15 protein-coding genes are annotated in these 17,384 nt (G+C 67.6%); 5 read left to right on the top strand and 10 right to left on the bottom strand.

The window, feature by feature from the left end:
* Nucleotides 1-4 precede the first annotated feature (4 nt).
* Entirely contained in the window at nt 5-1,471 is a 1,467-nt protein-coding gene (locus NM203_RS02105; RefSeq protein ID WP_255057946.1) for a bifunctional aminoglycoside phosphotransferase/ATP-binding protein, read from the bottom strand.
* 214 nt (nt 1,472-1,685) lie between these two features.
* On the opposite strand from NM203_RS02105, the gene NM203_RS02100 reads away from it, so the two are divergent.
* The 5 genes from NM203_RS02100 (at nt 1,686) to NM203_RS02080 (ending at nt 6,447) form a co-directional block, all read left to right on the top strand.
* Nucleotides 1,686-2,672 (top strand): Acg family FMN-binding oxidoreductase, encoded by a 987-nt coding sequence (locus NM203_RS02100; protein WP_255057945.1) that lies wholly within the window; start codon nt 1,686-1,688, stop codon nt 2,670-2,672.
* A 71-nt stretch (nt 2,673-2,743) separates the two neighbouring features.
* Entirely contained in the window at nt 2,744-3,721 is a 978-nt protein-coding gene (locus NM203_RS02095) for a 1-phosphofructokinase family hexose kinase (protein WP_255057944.1), read from the top strand.
* A 108-nt stretch (nt 3,722-3,829) separates the two neighbouring features.
* Nucleotides 3,830-4,690 (top strand): universal stress protein, encoded by an 861-nt coding sequence (locus NM203_RS02090; protein ID WP_255057943.1) that lies wholly within the window; start codon nt 3,830-3,832, stop codon nt 4,688-4,690.
* Nucleotides 4,691-4,788: 98 nt separating this feature from the next.
* On the top strand, nt 4,789-5,436 hold the full coding sequence (dosR, locus tag NM203_RS02085; protein WP_255057941.1) for a hypoxia response regulator transcription factor DosR/DevR: 648 nt from the start codon (nt 4,789-4,791) through the stop codon (nt 5,434-5,436).
* A gap of 111 nt (nt 5,437-5,547) precedes the next feature.
* Nucleotides 5,548-6,447 (top strand): universal stress protein, encoded by a 900-nt coding sequence (locus NM203_RS02080; RefSeq protein ID WP_255057940.1) that lies wholly within the window; start codon nt 5,548-5,550, stop codon nt 6,445-6,447.
* Nucleotides 6,448-6,840: 393 nt separating this feature from the next.
* Here the strand turns inward: NM203_RS02080 and NM203_RS02075 are convergent, their stop codons facing one another.
* The 9 genes from NM203_RS02075 to gap all read right to left on the bottom strand — a co-directional run bounded on the left by NM203_RS02075 (nt 6,841) and on the right by gap (nt 17,368).
* Nucleotides 6,841-7,191 carry a histone-like nucleoid-structuring protein Lsr2 gene (locus NM203_RS02075; protein ID WP_255057938.1) on the bottom strand — a complete coding sequence of 117 codons (351 nt, stop codon included), beginning with the start codon at nt 7,189-7,191 and terminating at the stop codon, nt 6,841-6,843.
* Nucleotides 7,192-7,377: 186 nt separating this feature from the next.
* Nucleotides 7,378-9,219: an AMP-dependent synthetase/ligase gene (locus tag NM203_RS02070; protein ID WP_255057937.1), complete on the bottom strand. Its 1,842-nt coding sequence runs from the start codon at nt 9,217-9,219 to the stop codon at nt 7,378-7,380.
* A gap of 140 nt (nt 9,220-9,359) precedes the next feature.
* Nucleotides 9,360-10,172 carry a 1-acyl-sn-glycerol-3-phosphate acyltransferase gene (locus NM203_RS02065; RefSeq protein ID WP_255057936.1) on the bottom strand — a complete coding sequence of 271 codons (813 nt, stop codon included), beginning with the start codon at nt 10,170-10,172 and terminating at the stop codon, nt 9,360-9,362.
* Nucleotides 10,173-10,184: 12 nt separating this feature from the next.
* On the bottom strand, nt 10,185-12,818 hold the full coding sequence (gene adhE / locus NM203_RS02060) for a bifunctional acetaldehyde-CoA/alcohol dehydrogenase (protein ID WP_255057935.1): 2,634 nt from the start codon (nt 12,816-12,818) through the stop codon (nt 10,185-10,187).
* Nucleotides 12,815-13,270 carry a hypothetical protein gene (locus NM203_RS02055; RefSeq protein WP_255057934.1) on the bottom strand — a complete coding sequence of 152 codons (456 nt, stop codon included), beginning with the start codon at nt 13,268-13,270 and terminating at the stop codon, nt 12,815-12,817. The genes adhE and NM203_RS02055 overlap by 4 nt, the downstream gene beginning before the upstream one ends.
* A gap of 7 nt (nt 13,271-13,277) precedes the next feature.
* Complete coding sequence (locus NM203_RS02050) at nt 13,278-13,547, bottom strand: hypothetical protein (protein ID WP_255057933.1); 270 nt, start codon at nt 13,545-13,547, stop codon at nt 13,278-13,280.
* A gap of 98 nt (nt 13,548-13,645) precedes the next feature.
* Entirely contained in the window at nt 13,646-15,019 is a 1,374-nt protein-coding gene (locus tag NM203_RS02045; protein WP_255057932.1) for a wax ester/triacylglycerol synthase domain-containing protein, read from the bottom strand.
* Complete coding sequence (locus NM203_RS02040) at nt 15,016-15,978, bottom strand: Acg family FMN-binding oxidoreductase (protein ID WP_255058278.1); 963 nt, start codon at nt 15,976-15,978, stop codon at nt 15,016-15,018. Before NM203_RS02040 ends, NM203_RS02045 begins: the two co-directional genes overlap by 4 nt.
* Before the next feature lie 373 nt (nt 15,979-16,351).
* On the bottom strand, nt 16,352-17,368 hold the full coding sequence (gene gap / locus NM203_RS02035) for a type I glyceraldehyde-3-phosphate dehydrogenase (RefSeq protein WP_255057931.1): 1,017 nt from the start codon (nt 17,366-17,368) through the stop codon (nt 16,352-16,354).
* Nucleotides 17,369-17,384 lie beyond the last annotated feature (16 nt).

Here is a 17,384-nt window from a genome sequence, read left to right as displayed (position 1 = left end):
CGGTTCAAATCGCAAGGCAGCACACGGCGGTCGCTTCGGCGAGCGAGTCACCCAGCGGCTGGGTGGTGTCGATGTGATTGGCACGGGGCCAGGATGTTCCGGCGTCGTACATGGTCGCCGCGAGAGCCGGCGTGATCTCGGAATGGGTACCACCGCCGCGCAACCGGATGCGTTCCATGGCTTCGGCGACGTCCAGCACACACGCCAGTTCGACAGTGCCACAGTGATACCGGTCGGCAACAGCCCGTGCCAGTTCACGCTGATGGGCGTCGCGCCACGTTCCGTCGAGGATCGCCGACTGCCCGTTGGCCAGCTGGTCGCCGGCCCGCTGCAGGACTTCGTCGTACACCACGGCGACGTTGCGCGGGTCGTAGCGCCCCGATTCGTACGTCCCCGACTCTCCGGCGAGTCGCCCCGCCTCTGCAAGTTCGTGCCGGACGTCGTCGGTGGATGTGACGACCGCGTCGATTCGCGGCGCGAGTTCTCGAGCCAGGGTGGTCTTCCCGGACCCCGGCCCTCCCCCGACCAGAACGAGTTTCACGGCACCGGCGCGTAGGTGGTCGAGCGCGAGGCGCAGATGGCGCCGCGCGTCCGCTGCGGCAGACGCGATGCCCTGGTCGACCCGGATGCAGTCGACCTTGGCGCGCACGACCGCGCGGTAGGCGGTGTAGAAGTGCGCCAGCGAGGCGGGAGCGTCGTCGCGAGCGAGCGTGCGATACCTGTCGAGGAAGAACGTCGCGAGGTCCGCGCGGCCGGCGAATTCCAGGTCCATGGCGAGGAACGCGGCGTCGTCCAACCCGTCGACGTAGCGCAGCCTGTCGTCGAACTCCAAGCAGTCCAGGAGAACCGGGCCATCCGGCAGGCAGTAGATGTCAGCGGCGATGAGGTCCCCGTGACCGTCCACGATGCGGTGCTCGTCGATGCGTCGCTCGAAGAGGGCGGTGCGGCCCGCCAGGTACTGCGACGAGAGCCGTCGGACATCGGCGAGTTCCCACTCCGTGAGGATGCTCCGCTTGTAGTGATCGAGCACATCCAGGTTCTCGGTCCACCGCTCGGACACCACCGCCGCGCGAGCCTCCGCGTCGACGGCCGGTGATCGCGAGGCGTGGGCGTGAAAGTCGGCCAGCTTTTCGGCGATCGCCGTCAGATGCCCCTCGACCGGCTCGGCGCGCTCGAGGAGCGCGGCCAGACTGCGACCCTCGGAGTACCGCCGCATCACGATGACGGGCTCGTCGGCGCCGCCCCGCGGACCGGCGAAGTGACCGACACCGAGGTAGCTGTCCGGGGCCAGCCTGCTGTTCAGCAGCACCTCGTGTGCGCAGACCCGTTCCCGCGCGTCAACCGACCGGAAGTCGAGGAAGTCGGTTCGTATGGGCTTCTTCACTTTGTAGGCCCGGTCACCGACCAGAAACACCACACCGGTGTGGGTTTCGTGAACCTCGACCGCGGCGACCGTGGGGTTCGGGGACATACAACGAGCTTGGCCCTGGATCGGTCGGCGCGGCAGCGGCTGTCGACCCCCTGGCAGGTGACGTTGGTCCTCTGCCATTGGGGTCCAAGGTCCGCACCCGTCGGCGACGTGCACGGATGCGACGAGTATTCCGGGGCAGAGGACCAATGGCTCTGTGGCGACCGCGTTCCGTCGGAGCATGCTCTGTCACGACAGACGCCCGAAAGGATCCGCCATGCCGAAGACGATGATTTCCCCGAAGGTCATCGAGGATGCCGTCCATCTGGCGTGTCGTGCCCCGTCGTATCACAACACCCAACCGTGGCGATGGGTCGTCGAGGCGGGTGAACTCCACCTGTACGTCGACGCGGACCGAGTGGTGGCAACCGATCACGGTGGCCGGCAGGCGCTGATCAGTTGCGGCGCCGCGTTGGATCACCTGCGAGTGGCGATGGCCGCGGCCGGCCACCGAGCCCACATCGCCTATTACCCGAACCCCAACGACCACAAGCACATCGCGTCGATCAGCTTCGTCGCCATCGACTTCGTCACCAGCGGCCACCGGCGCAGAGCGGACGCCATCCTGAGCCGGCGCACCGATCGGCTGCCGTTCGCGGCGCCGGAGGACTGGGAGGGCTTCGAACTCATGATGCGCGAGGCCGTCGGCGCCATCGGCGACGTGGCAGCCGTCGACGTCATCGACGACCGCGGCCGTTCCGAACTGGCCGAGGCGGCCTCACTCTCCGAGGCACTGCGGCTCTACGACTCCGGCTATCACGCCGAGATGAACTGGTGGACAGCACCGTACGAAGTCAGCGACGGAATACCCCACAGCGCTCTGGTGTCCGCCGCCGAGAGCGACAGAGTCGACGTCGGCCGCAGCTTCCCGGTCACCCACAACGAGGAGCGACGCGTGGGGGTGGGCGACGACCGCTCGACGATTCTTGTCATCTCCGCACTCGACGACGTTCGACGCGACATCCTCGGATGCGGCGAGACGTTGTCGGCGGTTCTGCTCGAGGCGACGATGGCCGGTCTGGCGACCTGCACGTTGACCAATCTCACCGAGGTCGCCGCAACACGCGACATCGTGGCCGAGGTGACCGGCCGACCGCTGCCGCAGGTGCTGGTGCGAGTCGGAACCGCCCCCGCTCTGGAGACGACACCGGCTCCGACACCGCGGCGGCCGTTGTCCGAGGTCCTGACGTTCAGCGTCGCCTGATCTCGCGCGATGCGACCACTCCCCACCGGCACGGTCTCGGGATGCCCCGCGCCCACCAATCGGAGGTCTCCATGATCGCAGACTCGCCGTCGACGACGACGAGGATCGTCACCTTGACGATGAATCCGGCGCTGGACATCACGACCAGAACCGAGCAGGTGCGTCATACGGACAAGATCCGGTGCGGTCCGGCCCGGCACGACCCCGGCGGCGGCGGAATCAACGTCGCGCGCGTCGCTGCGGCGTTGGGCGCGTCGGTGTCCGCGGTGTTCCCCACCGGAGGTCTGACCGGAGCGCGCATCGTCGAGTTACTGCGCCGCGAGAAGGTCGACCAACGTCATGTACCGATCGCGGACATCACACGGGAGAGCCTGACCGTCGACGAATCCAGCACCGGCAGGCAGTACCGATTCGTGTTGCCGGGGCCGACGTTGACCGCCTCGGAACAGACGGCGTGCCTCGAGGCGCTGGAGTCCGCCGCGGCGGGGGCCGAACTCGTCGTCGCCAGCGGAAGCCTGCCGCCGGGGGTTACTCCCGACTTCTACCAGCGGGTGTCCGACCTGTGTCGCGCTCACGGCGCGCTGTACGTCCTCGACGCCTCCGGTGGAGGTCTCACACACCTGCGATCCGGTGTCCACCTGCTCAAACCGAGCCTGCGTGAACTACGAGAGTGCACCGGCCAAGCACTGGAAACCGATGACGAGCAGCTGGCCGCGGCGCACGAACTCATCGATCGCGGGTGCGCCGCCAACGTGCTCATCTCGCGCGGCGGCGACGACGCGCTGCTCGCATCCGCGCTCGGCAGTCAACGCTTCCCGGCGCTCCGGTGTGCCCCCGGTAGCGGCGTCGGCGCCGGTGACGCGCTGGTGGCCGGCGTGACGGTCGGTCTGTCCAGGGCGTGGCCGCTACCCGATTCGGTGCGCCTCGGCATGGCAGCGGGCGCTGCCATGCTGCTCACCCCCGGCACGGCGGCCTGTCGACCGAACGACGTGTGGCGCTTGTTCGATCGCACCTCCGCACCCGTCGAACTCGCCGCTAATCGCCGCTGATCCACGGGGACCAACGTCGTCGCCGAAGGGACCTTTGCCCCTGCCTGCCGACGTGGCGGCAGCCTAGCGTCGACGGGGACAGCACCGACGACCGCTTGGAGCCCCGAAATGCGTGAGACCCAGCCCCCCTCACCCGCTGTCGTCGTCGGAATCGACGGCTCGCGCGGCGCTGTCGACGCGGCACTGTGGGCCGTGGACGAAGCCGTCGAGCGCGACCTGCCGCTGCGGCTGGTGTGTGCGGTGGAGCCACCGGCGGGCGCACCCGCCGACCCCCGGTCGCTGGCTCACGCGTTCGCGACTGCCGAGGCCGCGGTGCGACACGCCGTCATGGCGATCGAGTCGGCCGATCGGCCGGTGAAGATCGAAGTCGAGATCATTCGGGACCGCCCGGTCGCCGCGTTGCTCGCCACGTCGCATGCGGCCGCCATGATCTGCGTCGGTGCACTCGGCGTCAACCGGGCGACCGGAAAGCGAGTGGGGTCAACGGTTTCGACGCTTCTCGCGCGGGCCCACTGCCCGATCGCCATCGTCCGACCCGTTGACCGGTCACGAAGCAAGCCCGGTTGGGTGGTTACGGAATGCAGCCCGTCGTGCGACGGCACCACCGCGCTCCGCCACGCCATCGACGAGGCCCGGCTACGCAAGGCACCGCTGCGCGTGCTCGCCTCCTGGCGACCGGGATTCCACGATATGGCGGGATCCGCCGATGGCAACAGGCAGGCCAAGGCAGCCCTGGAGCGGTCACTGAACCGGTATCGCCTGCTGTACCCGGATGTGGAGATCCACGCGGTGGCGGTGCCGGGAAACCCCATGAACTACCTCGCCCGCCACGCCGACGAGATCCAGCTCGTCGTGCTCGACCACCGGCCAAACGACGAGTTGTGCGAACTCACCGGGCCCGGCGCATCCGCTGCACTGAACAACCTGAACTGCTCGGTGCTGATTTCCGAACGGCACAGCGGACTGTGAGCTACAACAGGCACAATGGCCACCAGGGCGACGATGTCTCGCGGGCGGGCGTGGCAACAGCGCTACGGCCGACACGGGGCGGTTCTGGAGGCGTAGCGATGGTCACGGTGTTCCTGGTCGACGATCACGAGGTGGTGCGTCGCGGGCTGATCGACCTGCTCGGCGCCGACCCCGAACTCGACGTCATCGGTGAAGCCGGCTCAGTCGCGCAGGCGATGGCCCAGATTCCCGCCCTGCGCCCCGACGTGGCCGTACTCGACGTGCGCCTGCCCGACGGCAACGGCATCGAACTGTGCCGGGACCTCCTGTCGCGGATGCCGGATCTGCGGTGCCTGATGCTGACGTCCTTCACCTCCGACGAGGCGATGCTGGACGCCATCCTCGCCGGTGCCAGCGGCTACGTCATCAAGGACATCAAGGGCATGGAGCTCGCCAAGGCCATCAAGGACGTCGGTGCTGGACGTTCGCTGCTCGACAATCGTGCGGCTGCCGCACTGATGGCCAAACTGCGAGGCGCCGCCGCGCGATCCGACCCCCTGTCCGGGCTCACCGAGCAGGAGAAGGTGCTGCTCGATCTGCTCGGCGAGGGGTTGACGAACAAGCAGATCGCCGCGCGGATGTTCCTGGCCGAGAAGACGGTGAAGAACTACGTGTCGAGGCTTCTCGCCAAGCTGGGCATGGAGCGCCGCACTCAGGCGGCGGTCTTCGCCACCAAGCTGGACCGACCCGGCCGTAGCGACGACTGACGACCTTCGCCGGGACCAAAGGCGACATGATGGTGACCAACGACTCCATTGCGGACGTGGGCTCACTCGTAGAGTCGGTGTTTATCAAACACCGGTTCGAGAGGCATCCAGATGACAAGCGCCACAGTCAAACCCGTCGTCGTGGGCATCGACGGATCCGAGCAGTCCCGGGGCGCAGCACTGTGGGCCGCTGACGAGGCGGCCGGTCGCGGAGTTGGTCTGCGCCTTGTCTACGTGGTGCGAACAGACCTTCGGGGCACGCTGTCGGCTGAGGAGTACCGCGCCGCACTGACACAGGCGAAGTCGGCGGTCCACGATGTCCGTAGCCAGATCGAGGCGAAGCAGCCATCGGTGACGGTGGACGTCGAGATCGCGCAGGGGTCTCCGGCGGGCGTGCTGCTCGCCGAATCCCCGGATGCGGCGATGATCTGCGTCGGATCCTCGGGTATGGGGCGACTGGGTCGGGCCATGCTGGGATCGACCGCTGCCACGCTCGCCGAACACGCATCCTGCTCGGTCGCGATCATCCGTTTGCCCGAACACGTCGCGAGCGAGGAGAACGAGATCACGTGGGTCATGGTCCCGGTGACCATCTTCCACGACAACGACGACGTGATCGACGCCGCAATGGATCAGGCCCGCCTGCGCGGGCGTCCCGTCTTGACGGTCGGCGTATGGCATCCGGGCCTCGGGGCCTCTCAGCACGATGATCTGGAGCGCATGGTCGCGGGGTGGCAGAAGCAGTACCCCGACGTGCACATCCATCCGGTGGCCAACGGCACGCGCATGAGTCGCTTCCTCAACGCCCACCCGGACTTGTCGGGTCTGGTCGTGATCGACGAGTCCTCTGCCGAGGACGTCGCATCCATCATCGGTGCGGGACACCGCTCCCACTCCGACGACACCGAACGCGCAGTGCTGGTGGCCCGCAACTACGCCGATGACCGGTGGATGTCACCGCAGACCGCATCGCCGGCAGAATCTTCGAATCCTCTAAGAACGCGCCTATAGCATCGCGAACCGCGCGGACACAGGACGGACGCCTCCCCCGGCATGTTTCGTCGGCCGCGCGGTTCGGCCCGTGCAGTCGGCGTTCGGCCTCTCCCCCCGATGGCCGACGTCGGCTGCGCGGGTTCCCCTCCCGAGCCGCCGCACATCGGCGTGGAAGCGCTGGCTAGTCCGACGCGATCGCACGCCAAATCGGAGTCAGTAAGCGCCTCGTCGAGCAGTGGCGTGCGGGGTGGGTCACCCCGTCCTGTCGGAGCGGTTTCCGTTCCGTCGCAACGGGATACAGTGATGAGAGCGCTCCCCAGGAGTCTGGCAAGACGGTGACCGACCATGGTGTACGGGGAACGGAGTTCAGTCGAGGAACGTTGCCCGCCGTGCGTGCCAGACGGTATGGACTTACTGTCGCCGGGATTGCGATTCGTAGAACGCGTCCACGAGTGCGACCGGCAGGCGACCGGAATCGGCGATCTCGTGCCCGTGGCGTCGGGCCCAGTCGCGGATGGCGGCGCTTTCCCGGCGGCGCAGGCTGGGACGCAGGGCGTCGGGCCCCGTCACACGGCGGGAGCGTTGACCCGTCACCCGGCGGCCGGCGTCCGCCCACATCTGAAGCTGTGCGCGCAACGTCGCGGCGTTGTGCGACGCCAGGTCGACTTCGTAGGTCGCACCGTCGAAGCTGAACGTAATGGTCTCGTCCGCCGGTGTGCCGTCGACGTCGTCGACGAAGGTCATGGTAACGGTCCGTGCCATCGTTCAATCAACCTCTCCGTACTTATCCGAATCGTTTCCTGGGCAATCGATCCGGAGTGATCACGATCTTGATCACCCACCGAAATCTACCCAAGCGCGCTGCGTTCGTCTCGGATCGGTGGCCGCCGACGGACACCGGTTTCGAGGACCAAAGTCCTCTTGCGCCGCCGGCGCCCGCGGTGTAGCTCACGCGTACAGGCCCGCGATGACGTCGGCGAAGTTCTCGAGTATGACGTTGCGCTTCGCCTTCAGGCTGGGCGTCAGATCGCCTGCGGCGATGGACAGTTCCCGGTCCAGAATGGCGAACTTCTTGACCTGCTCCCAGCGGTTCAACTGCTCGTTGAGTTCGTCGACGTAGCCGCCGATGAGGTCGCGCGTCGCGTCGGCACGGGCGATCTCGGCGAACGGCGCGTTCGCCAGGCCGTGATCGGTGGCCCAGTCGGTGATCGCATCGCCGTCCAGACTCACCAGCGCCACGCAGTAGGGCCGCGCGTCACCCAGCACGATCATCTCGCTGGAGTACGGACAGATCGCCTTGAAGGCCGCGGAGATCGCCGACGGTGCCACGTACTTCCCCTGCGACGTCTTGAACAGGTCCTTCTTCCGGTCCGTGATGCGCAGGAACCCGTCGCCGTCCAGCGACCCGATGTCGCCGGTGTACAGCCAGCCGTCGCCGTCGAGCGCCTCGGCCGTGGCCTCCGGGAGATCGTGATAGCCGGTCATCACACCTGGGCCCCGCAACAGGATCTCGCCGTCACCGGCGATCCGCACCTCGGTGCCGGGGAACGGCAGCCCCACTGTTCCGAACCGATAGGCGTTGGGACGGTTGATGAACGACGCTGCCGCCGTCTCGGTGAGGCCGTAGCCTTCGAGCACGATGATGCCGACGGCGTCGAACCACTGGGCGATGTCGTGGTTGAGCGGCGCGGCGGCGGAGACGAAGAAGCGAAGCCGGCCACCGAAGCGCTTGCGCACCGTCGAGAACACCAGCCGGTCGGCGATGGCGTGCTGAATCGACAGCATCCGTGACGGGCGTCGGCCGGTTTCCCTCGCCTCGGAGGCGTCGATCCCGACCCCGATGGCCCAGTCGAAGAGCCGCTTCTTCAACCCGCCCTCGGCGGCCATCGTCGCCTGGATGCGGGCGTGCGCCTTCTTGAAGATCCGCGGGGCCGCCGCCATGAACGTCGGGTGGACGACCGCGAGGTTCTCGACGATCCTGTCGACTCGACCGTCGATGGCCGTCGGGAAGCCGATGAGCAACGGCAGTGCCAGCATCACCTTGCCGAAGGCGTGTGCCAACGGCAGCCACAGGTAGTTCAGGTCATCGGGTCCGAGGATGTCGAGCGCGTCGATGGCCGCGGCGGTGTAGATCCAGGCCCGGTGTGGTAGCAGCACACCCTTCGGGCGGCCCGTGGTGCCGGAGGTGTAGATGATGCTGGCCAGATGATCGGGGCGGATGTCGTCGACTCGTCGCTCAACGACGTCGGGAGACTGACTGAGCAGGCCCTCCCCGAGTGCCTCGAGTTCGGACAGGGTGATCACCAGGTCGCCGTCGCCCGTACCGTCGACGATCACGACCTTCATCACGTCGGGTAGCTCCGCACGGTGGGTGAGCAGTTTGTCGACTTGGGACTGGTCTTCGGCGACGACGACCCGACTCCCGGAGTTGGCGACGATGAAGGCCACGTCGCGCGCGTTCGTCGTCGGATACAGCGTGGTGGTGGCGGCGCCGGCGCACATGATCGCGAGGTCGACGAGCACCCATTCGTAGCGCGTCGACGACGCCAACGCGACGCGCTCCTCGGGCGCGATGCCCAGCGCGATCAGCCCGGCGGTGATCCGGCGGGTGCGGTCACCGACCTGGCGCCAGGTGACACTCGCCCAGCCACCGTCGTCGGGGAAGCGGAACGCCTCGGCGCTTGGCGTGACGGCTACGCGGTTCAGGAGCATTCGGCCGATCGAGGGTGTCCGGTTGAGGATCTCGTCGACCGCGATCGTCAGCAGCGCTGGGCCGGCATCGTCTCTCATGGCAGCCTCCTTGGCACTCCACCAATGATCTTGCGGGCCGCGCGTCCGCTCTCGTAGGCCAGTGAGTCCCTTCAGGAAGGGACGAAGGGCCCTATTACCCGCTGGGGTATCGCGATGAACTGCTCGAGCGCCGCCGACCCTCACCCGATAACCGGCAGCCGCCGCTTGCGGGCCAGCCCGACCAACGCGTGCTGCATCACCGCGCGCACGTGGGCGTCGACCCGTCGCACGTCCGGGTCCTCACCGAACTCGGCGGCGATGTCGATGGGAGGCAGCACCTGCGTGACGATCTTCGTGGGCAGCGGCATGTTGACCGGCAACACCACGCTGACACCGAACGGGAAGCCGATGGTGACCGGCAGGATGTTGGTCCGAAACATCCTGCGCTCGAACCCCGTCAGCCTCAGTGCACTCGCAAGACGCCGCAGTCTGGTGAGGTACCACTGGTTCTCCTGCCCGCCGATCGACACCGCGGGCACGATCGGCACACCCGCCGTGATCGCCGTGGTCACGTAGCCGGTGCGTCCGCCGAACGAGATGACGTTCTCCCTGGCCGTGGGCCGATAGGCGTCGTAATCCCCACCGGGGAAGACCAACACCAGGCCACCCGCTGCTAGCGCCTCGGCGGCGTGCTCGGGGGTGGCCCGGATGACACCGGTCCGCTCGAGGAAGCCGGCCAGCGGCCCGCGAAACATGTTGTCGTGCGCCAATCCGAAGAGCGGCCGCTCGTATCCGAAGGTCTTGTAGTAGTCCACCGCGAACACCGACATGTCGACCGTGACGAGTCCCCCGGAGTGGTTCGCCACCATCAGCGCCGGCCCCGATGGAATGTTGTCCAAGCCCAGGACCTCAGACCGGAAGTAGGTCTTGACGATCGGGCGGTGCAGGTCCACCACGCGCTTGGTCAGACCGGGATCCCACCTCTCGACTACCGAGTGCTTCTGGTCGGCCATGAACCCACTCCGTCAGCCGGCGCCGTAGTACCCCAGCCGCAGCAGTCCGGCGATCTCGTCGACCAGCGGCATGCGCGGGTTGGTGCGGTTGCTCAGGTCCTCGAACGCGGTCATCGCGAGTTCGGGTAGCGCGGAGAGGAACTCGTCCTCGGGCACGCCGTACTCCTGCAGCGAGCGTGGCATGTCGAGTCGGTCGAGCAGTTCCTCCACCGCGCGGAACAGCCGCTCCCTGCTGTCCTCGGGTTCATGCCCACCGAAGACCAATTGACCCAATTGCGCGTACTTCTCGGGAACGACGTACGCCGAGTAACCCGGCGCGGGCATGAACTTGCTCGGCAGGCTCGAGTTGTAGCGCATCACATGGGGCAGGAAGATCCCGTTCGCCCGGCCGTGGGCAATGCCGAACCTCGCCCCGACGGCATGCGCCAGCGCGTGGTTGGTTCCGACGAACGCATTCGAGAACGCCAGGCCCGCAAGGGTTGCGGCGTTCGACATGTCGGTCCGCGCCGCGAGGTCGTCGGGATCGTCGTAGGCCCTGGGCAGTGCACCGAAGATCAGCCGCACCGCCTGAGCGCACAACGCGTCGGTGTAGGACGACGCGAAGATCGAGATGACCGCCTCCAGCGCGTGGGTCAGCGCGTCGACGCCCGTGTCGGCGGTCAGCGTCGACGGCATGGACGACGTCAGGACGGGATCGACGATGGCGAGGTCCGGCACCAGGCTGTAGTCGACCAGCGTCTCCTTGCGTCCGCCCACCGTCAGCACCGCTGCGGGCGACACCTCCGATCCGGTACCGGATGTCGTTGGAATGGCGACCAATTGAATCCGGTGGCGATCCGTCGGGAAGGACGCGACGCGCTTGCGGGGATCCAGGAACGGCATCGTCAACTCGTCGAGGTTCATCTCCGGATGCTCGTAGAACAACCGCATCGCCTTGGCCGCGTCCATAACCGATCCACCACCCACCGCGATCAGCACGTCGGGCTCGGCCCGCTGCAGGAGCGCGACGCCGCGGCGGATCAACGCCTCGTCGGGCTCCGGAGTGACCTCGCTGAACACCTGCACGTGGTGGGTGCTCAATCTGCTGCGCACCTGGTCGACGACGCCGCGCTCCTCGGTCGACGCGTCGGTGACGACGACGACCGTCTCGCACTCGAGGTCGCGCAGGTTGTCCAGAGCGCCCTCGTTGAAGTACGTGTTCGACGGCACCCGGAACCACTGCGGCGGTGTCCGACGGTGCGCCACGGTCTTGATGTTGAGCAACTGGCGGTAGTTGACGTTCGCGGTGGTGCTCGACCCGCCCCAGGTACCGCAACCGAGCGAGAACGTCGGCGTCAGGTTGTTGTAGATGCCGCCGAGCGCGCCCACTGCGGTGGGGGCGTTGACCAGGATGCGTCCCGTGCGCACCGCGAGGCTGTACCGCTCGATGACGTCGTCGTCGTTGGCGTAGATCGCCGACGTGTGTCCGAGCCCGCCGTGCTCGGTGACCAGTACGGCGGCGTCGATGCCGTGCTGGACGTCGCGGGCGCGCACGATGCCGAGCACCGGCATCAGCTTCTCGTTGACCAGCGGATGCGCGGCGAGCTCGTTGAGATCGGAAGGCAGCGGCGCCAGAAGGATCTTCACGGTCGGCGAGACGGTGAAGCCCGCACGCGCGGCCAATTCGGAGGCCCTCTGCCCCACCGCATCCAGCGAGATCTTGTCACCGCAGCCGAAGGCGAACTCCGCGATCTTGGCGGCCTCGCCGTCACTGAGCAGCCGGGCGCCCATCCTTTCGAATTCGGCGATCGTCTCGTCGTAGATCGCGTCGTCGATGATGCACGTCTGTTCGGCGGGGCAGATCACCGACGAGTCGAAGGTCTTCGAGATGAGGATGTCGACGACGGCACCCTTCACGTCGGCGGTCTGGTGGATGTAGATCGGCGCATTGCCGGGTCCGACGCTGACGCCGGGCTTTCCGGACGCGTTGGCCAGCGCGACGATCTTCGGGCCGCCGGTGACCCAGACGAAGTCCACCTTCGGATGCTTGAACAGGTAGTGGGTGACCTCGTGGGCGGCATCCGGGATGACCTGCAGCGCCCCGTGCGGCATGCCTGCCGCCTCGGCGGCGTCACGCAGAATCTCGACGCTGCGTTCGCACGACCGCACCGCGTACGGGGAGGGTCGAAACAGCAAGGCGTTGCGCGTCTTCGCGGCCACGATCGCCTTGAACAGCACAGTGGACGTCGGGTTGGTCACCGGGGTGATCGCCAGCACCACACCGATGGGTTCGGCGACGTAGCGGATGTTGCTCTCGACGTCCTCGTCGACGACGCCGACCGACTTCTTGCCACGCAGGTAGTCGTGCAGGAACTCGGTCGCCACGTAGTTCTTGACGACCTTGTCCTCGAAGACGCCGAACCCCGTCTCCTCGATGGCAACACTCGCCAACTCGGCGGCCGCGCGCAGCCCGGCGCGCACCATCGCCTCGACGATCGCGTCGACCTGCGCCTGGTCGAGTTTGCGGAACTCGCGGGCCGCCTCGGCCGCCGCGTCGACGATGCGGTCGACGTCCCGGAGTCGGCGCTCGTCGGGTGGACCCGGTGGGGTGGCTTCGCTCGTCCGACTCGGGGCGAGGAGATCGGCATTCGACTGTGTTGGAGTCATTCTCGAACCTCGTGACCGTCGGGAGTGGGCACCGCAGGCGCTGCGGGGACGGTCGGCTGGTCACCGGACTCGGACCGCGCCGGGACGATGCGCAACGCGAGCGCACCGAGCGCCAGCACCGACACGACGGGCGTGAGGAACAGCAGGATCGCCCACGGCGGTTCGACACCCGCTCCGCTGAGCGCTCTCACCAACGTGAACATCGCGACGAGCCAGCTCACCGCGCCCGCGGCGACCGCGACCGAGAGGGCGATGGCCACCGCACGCCCAAACCCGTAGTGCCGGTAGCCCGTCACGGCCAACACCGCCGCCGTGGGCATCAGCAAGACCACCGCACCCAACCACGGCGCATCGGCGCCGATATGCAGGCCGGGCACGACGAGCACCGCCGCCAGGACGGCGGCGCCGACGATGCCCGCAACCGCAACCCTCCGGGGCATTCGGTGACCCATGCCGAGACTATGCGCCGCACCCCCTCGTGGACGACAGGGCCGCAAGTCCCCTATCGCCCGAGCAGGACGTCGAGACGACTGCGACGATCGCACTGGGCGACACGACGTACTCGCGTCCGAAGACCACGCCGATCAGCTGAACGGCCAGCGGCACGACGGCGACGGACAACAGCGCGAGCACGACCATCAGTCCGAGGCCGTAGTGCGCGCTCGCACCGGCACTGGCCTCGCGCGTCGGCAGCAGCGGTGGCAACGGCGAGATGGCAAGTGCCACCATGGCGATCTCCACGGTCGGTACGAAGTCGAACCAGCACCGGGCGGCGGATCAGGTACGACAGATCGGATACCTCCGCGCGTAGTCCGCAGCCGACCGCTTCACACGTCGACCGCCGCGAGTGCCAGCACCTCGTCGAATCCCGCGGCGAGGCAGTCCATGAACACCTCGAAGTCGGGAATCGCGCCGGTGTCCACGTCGATGCCGAGCGTGCAGGTGTCCACGTACGTCAGCAGCGTGACGTTGACGGCGGCACCGATCGTCGGCCCGAAGCCGTACTGGGTCAGCACCTTCGCCCCTCCGAGGAACACCGGCACCGGAATCCCCGGCACATCGCTGCACAGGAAGTCGACGTTGCGGAGCACCGAGCCGATGTACCAGCGCGGCATCATGTTCAGCGCGCCCGCGATCCACTGCGTGTACGGCAGCGACTTCTCCGTACGCACCGCGCCGGTCCGCTCGTGAATCCGGCGAATGCGTTCAGCGGGGTCGACGATGCCGACCGGAACGTCGAACCGCATGATCGTGATCCGGTTGCCGCCCATCGCGTCCCCGTCGACGCGCAAGCTGATCGGCATCGTGAGATGAAGGTCGCCGACCGTGACGTCGTGCTTCTCGTGGTACAGCCGCAACCCGCCGGCCACCGCGGCCACGAACGCGTCGTTCAGGGCACAGTCGGCACGGTGAGCGGCGTTCCGCAGCCGAGCGAACGGGACTTCGTGCACCCCGAGCCGACGGATCAAGCTGCGCTCGGTCATCAGCGGCGATCCCTTACGCGTCACCGGGCGCATGGTCCGGTACACCGAGGCGGCCAGCCCCGCGACCGACGACGCGGTGTCGACCGGGCGCAGAATGCTCTGGGAGACCAACTTGGGCGCCACCTTCAGCGTTCCAGCCACGGCGTTGCCGACGAGGCGGGCGTCGTACCACGCGGTGTCGGTGAAGCGGCGCAGCCACGGCGGCGGTGACGCGTCCGGCAACGTCGTCACGGGAGCGCGCTGTTCGGGAACCTCGTCCAGATCGAAGAGGATCGCTCCGATCTGGATGCCACCGACGCCGTCGGTCAGTGCGTGGTGGAACTTCAAAAGCATGGCAGCACCGCCGTCTTCGAGACCGTCGATCAGCGTGGCCTCCCAGAGCGGACGCGCCCGGTCGAAGTCCTCCATCGCCGCGACCCGCGCCATCTCCAGCACCGTGTCGAAGGTGCCGGGTGCGGCCGCGGTGACTCTGCGCATGTGGAAGTCGAGGTCGAAGTCCGGGGCCTCCTCCCATCTGGGCGGTGCCGGTGGCGGAGAGGGCACGACTCTCTGTCGCAGCATCGGCACCGCGCGCGCGATGGCGTGGAAGCGATCACGCACCTCGTCCCAGTCCGGCGACCGGGCGAGCACGACGACGGTGACGACTGTCGAACGCAATCGGGGGTCGCTCTCCATCGCCCAGGTGAAGGCATCGCTGTTGCTCATGAACTGCGTCATGTGGGGACTCCCCTCAACACGTCGGCCAGCGGCCGTCGCGGTGTCATGGGCTGCGGCTCGGTAACGGTTGCCGCCGAACCGAAACGGATCAGCACCTGCGGGGATCCGCCGGCGCGGGTCACCGAGCGGATGACGTCACGGTGCAACGTCGACTCGGTCAGGTGCGTCAAGGTGCAGCTCGCGAGTCCCGCGAGGGTGCCCTCCAGCAGGACGCCTGACAGTGCTTCGCCACAACGCAACACGTCGATGCGATCCGTACCGTCGTGGGTGGACAGCACCAGGATCTTCGATCGATCATCGCCGATGCCGTGGTGCTGGTCGTCGCGTGCGCCCGACGGGAAGAATCTCGTCACGTCGGTGTGGCGGGCCTCGGACCCGGCGGGTAGCGCCGTCGGCGGAATGCCCTCGCCGACAGCGTAAGGCGATGTGTACCACTCCAATTCGGCTTGGTAGACCTCGTCGTACTCGCGCAGCGTCTCGGTAAGCCGGGATGCCAACGCGAGCGTGGGACGTTCCGAATCCTGCACGACATCGGCGAGCACGTCGTGCGAGACGACCGACGAGAGCAGCCTCGGTTCGAGCTCCGGCCAGTTGGCGGGTACCTCGTACGGCGACCGATCGGTGCGGCGTCGCAGGATCGCATCGGCACGTCGCCGCTGCGCGTCGGTCACCGTCTCCGACCGGCGGAAGGTCATCGCGGCCAGATGATCCGGCTCCTGCGGATCCGGAAGGCGCCCGACGATCGTCTCCCAGCCGGAAGCGGCCATCGCCACCCGCAGGTGATCCAGTGCTGCGCCGCAACTCAGCAGCAGGTCCCGGCCTGCGCTGTCGGCACCGGGCAGTAGCCGTGCGCGGTCGGCGAAAAGGTGCAGGGTCCCGCGGTCGACGACCCAGCGCCACGGCTGGCTGTTGTGCAGTGAGGGCGCGCGACACGCCAGCTCCACCCCGTCCCGCAGCACGCGGTCGTCGACGGTGTCACCGGTTCGAGACGTCTGGCGGTCGGCAAAGGCTGCCGTTGCCCTCTCCCCGATGACGCCGCGACGACGGGCGACGCCGATGTTGGCGATGACGCATTTGAGGAGCCTGCCGTAGGCGGTTCCGTCATTGACGATCTGGTGCAGACCGTGGTGCCGGAGATAGCTGTCTAGCCGACGTTCGAGGGCGCAGTACGCGTATCCACCACCGGCGAATTCCGATCTGAGGAACTCCCACGACAAATCGTCCCAGTTCAGCGAATCCCACTGGGCCACGGGTTTCATATCGGTTCCTCCGATCAGGCGATCCCGCCTCATCGTCGTGGCATCGCCGCCGCGCCAATAGGGACGAAGGTCATCACAGCGTCGAAGCGACAAGGCCGGTGAGGTCGACGAGGCGGTGCGAGTAGCCCCATTCGTTGTCGTACCACCCGACGACCTTCACCAGGTCGCCGGTGACCTTGGTGAGCCCGGCGTCGAAGATGCACGACGACGGATCGGTCACGATGTCGGAGGAGACGATCAGGTCCTCGGTGTAGGTGAGGTACCGGCCGAGTTCGCCCGCGGCCGCCGTCGCGAAGGCGGCGTTGACGGCCTCGACCGTCGCCGCTTCGCGAACCGTGACCGTCAGGTCGGTCGCCGAACCGGTGGGCACCGGCACCCGAAGCGCGTATCCGTCGAGACGGCCCTCGAGTTGAGGCAACACCAGGCTGATCGCCCGCGCGGCACCGGTGGAGGTGGGCACGACGTTGAGGGCTGCGGCGCGGGCGCGGCGGAGGTCCCGGTGCGGCCCGTCCTGCAGGTTCTGATCCGGCGTGTAGGCGTGGATCGTCGTCATCAGGCCGCGTTCGATGCCGAAGGCCTCGTCGAGCACCTTGGCCATCGGCGCAAGGCGGTTCGTGGTGCAGGACGCGTTCGAGACCACGGTCTGACTTCCGTCGTAGTCGCGGTGGTTCACCCCCATGACGATCGTGAGGTCGGCGCCCTTGGAGGTGGCGGACACCACCACCTTCTTCGCACCGCCGTGCAGGTGACCGCGAGCCTGCTCGGCCGCGGTGTAGCGCCCGGTGGACTCGATCACGACGTCGACGCCGAGGTCCCCCCACGGCACGGCCGCGGGACCGTCGGCGACCGACCAGACTTTGATCCGCTGCTCGCCCACCAGCAGGTGGTCGTCGTCCACCGAGACCGGCCGCGGTAGCCGTCCGAGGACGGAGTCGTACTTGAGCAGATGGGCCAGCGTTCCGATGTTCGTGAGGTCGTTGACCGCCACGATCTCCACGTCGGTATCACCGGCGGCGCGTTGCACGTCGACGGCGCGGAAGAAGTTGCGGCCCACCCGGCCGAAGCCGTTGACGCCGACTCTGATCGTCATTATGTGAATCTCCCTG

It is taken from the genome of Mycolicibacterium arenosum (assembly GCF_024320865.1).
GTDB classification, from domain to species: domain Bacteria; phylum Actinomycetota; class Actinomycetes; order Mycobacteriales; family Mycobacteriaceae; genus Mycobacterium; species Mycobacterium arenosum.
Note: the sequence above shows the minus strand (reverse complement) of the source record. Positions and strands in the feature narration are given on the sequence as shown.

Bases quoted from the DNA above. Each gene is read 5' to 3' on its own strand.
- NM203_RS02105 (WP_255057946.1), bottom strand. From the start codon at position 1,471: ATGTCCCCGAACCCCACGGTCGCCGCGGTCGAGGTTCACGAAACCCAC.
- NM203_RS02100 (WP_255057945.1), top strand. From the start codon at position 1,686: ATGCCGAAGACGATGATTTCCCCGAAGGTCATCGAGGATGCCGTCCAT.
- NM203_RS02095 (WP_255057944.1), top strand. From the start codon at position 2,744: ATGATCGCAGACTCGCCGTCGACGACGACGAGGATCGTCACCTTGACG.
- NM203_RS02090 (WP_255057943.1), top strand. From the start codon at position 3,830: ATGCGTGAGACCCAGCCCCCCTCACCCGCTGTCGTCGTCGGAATCGAC.
- dosR (WP_255057941.1), top strand. From the start codon at position 4,789: ATGGTCACGGTGTTCCTGGTCGACGATCACGAGGTGGTGCGTCGCGGG.
- NM203_RS02080 (WP_255057940.1), top strand. From the start codon at position 5,548: ATGACAAGCGCCACAGTCAAACCCGTCGTCGTGGGCATCGACGGATCC.
- NM203_RS02075 (WP_255057938.1), bottom strand. From the start codon at position 7,191: ATGGCACGGACCGTTACCATGACCTTCGTCGACGACGTCGACGGCACA.
- NM203_RS02070 (WP_255057937.1), bottom strand. From the start codon at position 9,219: ATGAGAGACGATGCCGGCCCAGCGCTGCTGACGATCGCGGTCGACGAG.
- NM203_RS02065 (WP_255057936.1), bottom strand. From the start codon at position 10,172: ATGGCCGACCAGAAGCACTCGGTAGTCGAGAGGTGGGATCCCGGTCTG.
- adhE (WP_255057935.1), bottom strand. From the start codon at position 12,818: ATGACTCCAACACAGTCGAATGCCGATCTCCTCGCCCCGAGTCGGACG.
- NM203_RS02055 (WP_255057934.1), bottom strand. From the start codon at position 13,270: ATGGGTCACCGAATGCCCCGGAGGGTTGCGGTTGCGGGCATCGTCGGC.
- NM203_RS02050 (WP_255057933.1), bottom strand. From the start codon at position 13,547: ATGGTGGCACTTGCCATCTCGCCGTTGCCACCGCTGCTGCCGACGCGC.
- NM203_RS02045 (WP_255057932.1), bottom strand. From the start codon at position 15,019: ATGACGCAGTTCATGAGCAACAGCGATGCCTTCACCTGGGCGATGGAG.
- gap (WP_255057931.1), bottom strand. From the start codon at position 17,368: ATGACGATCAGAGTCGGCGTCAACGGCTTCGGCCGGGTGGGCCGCAAC.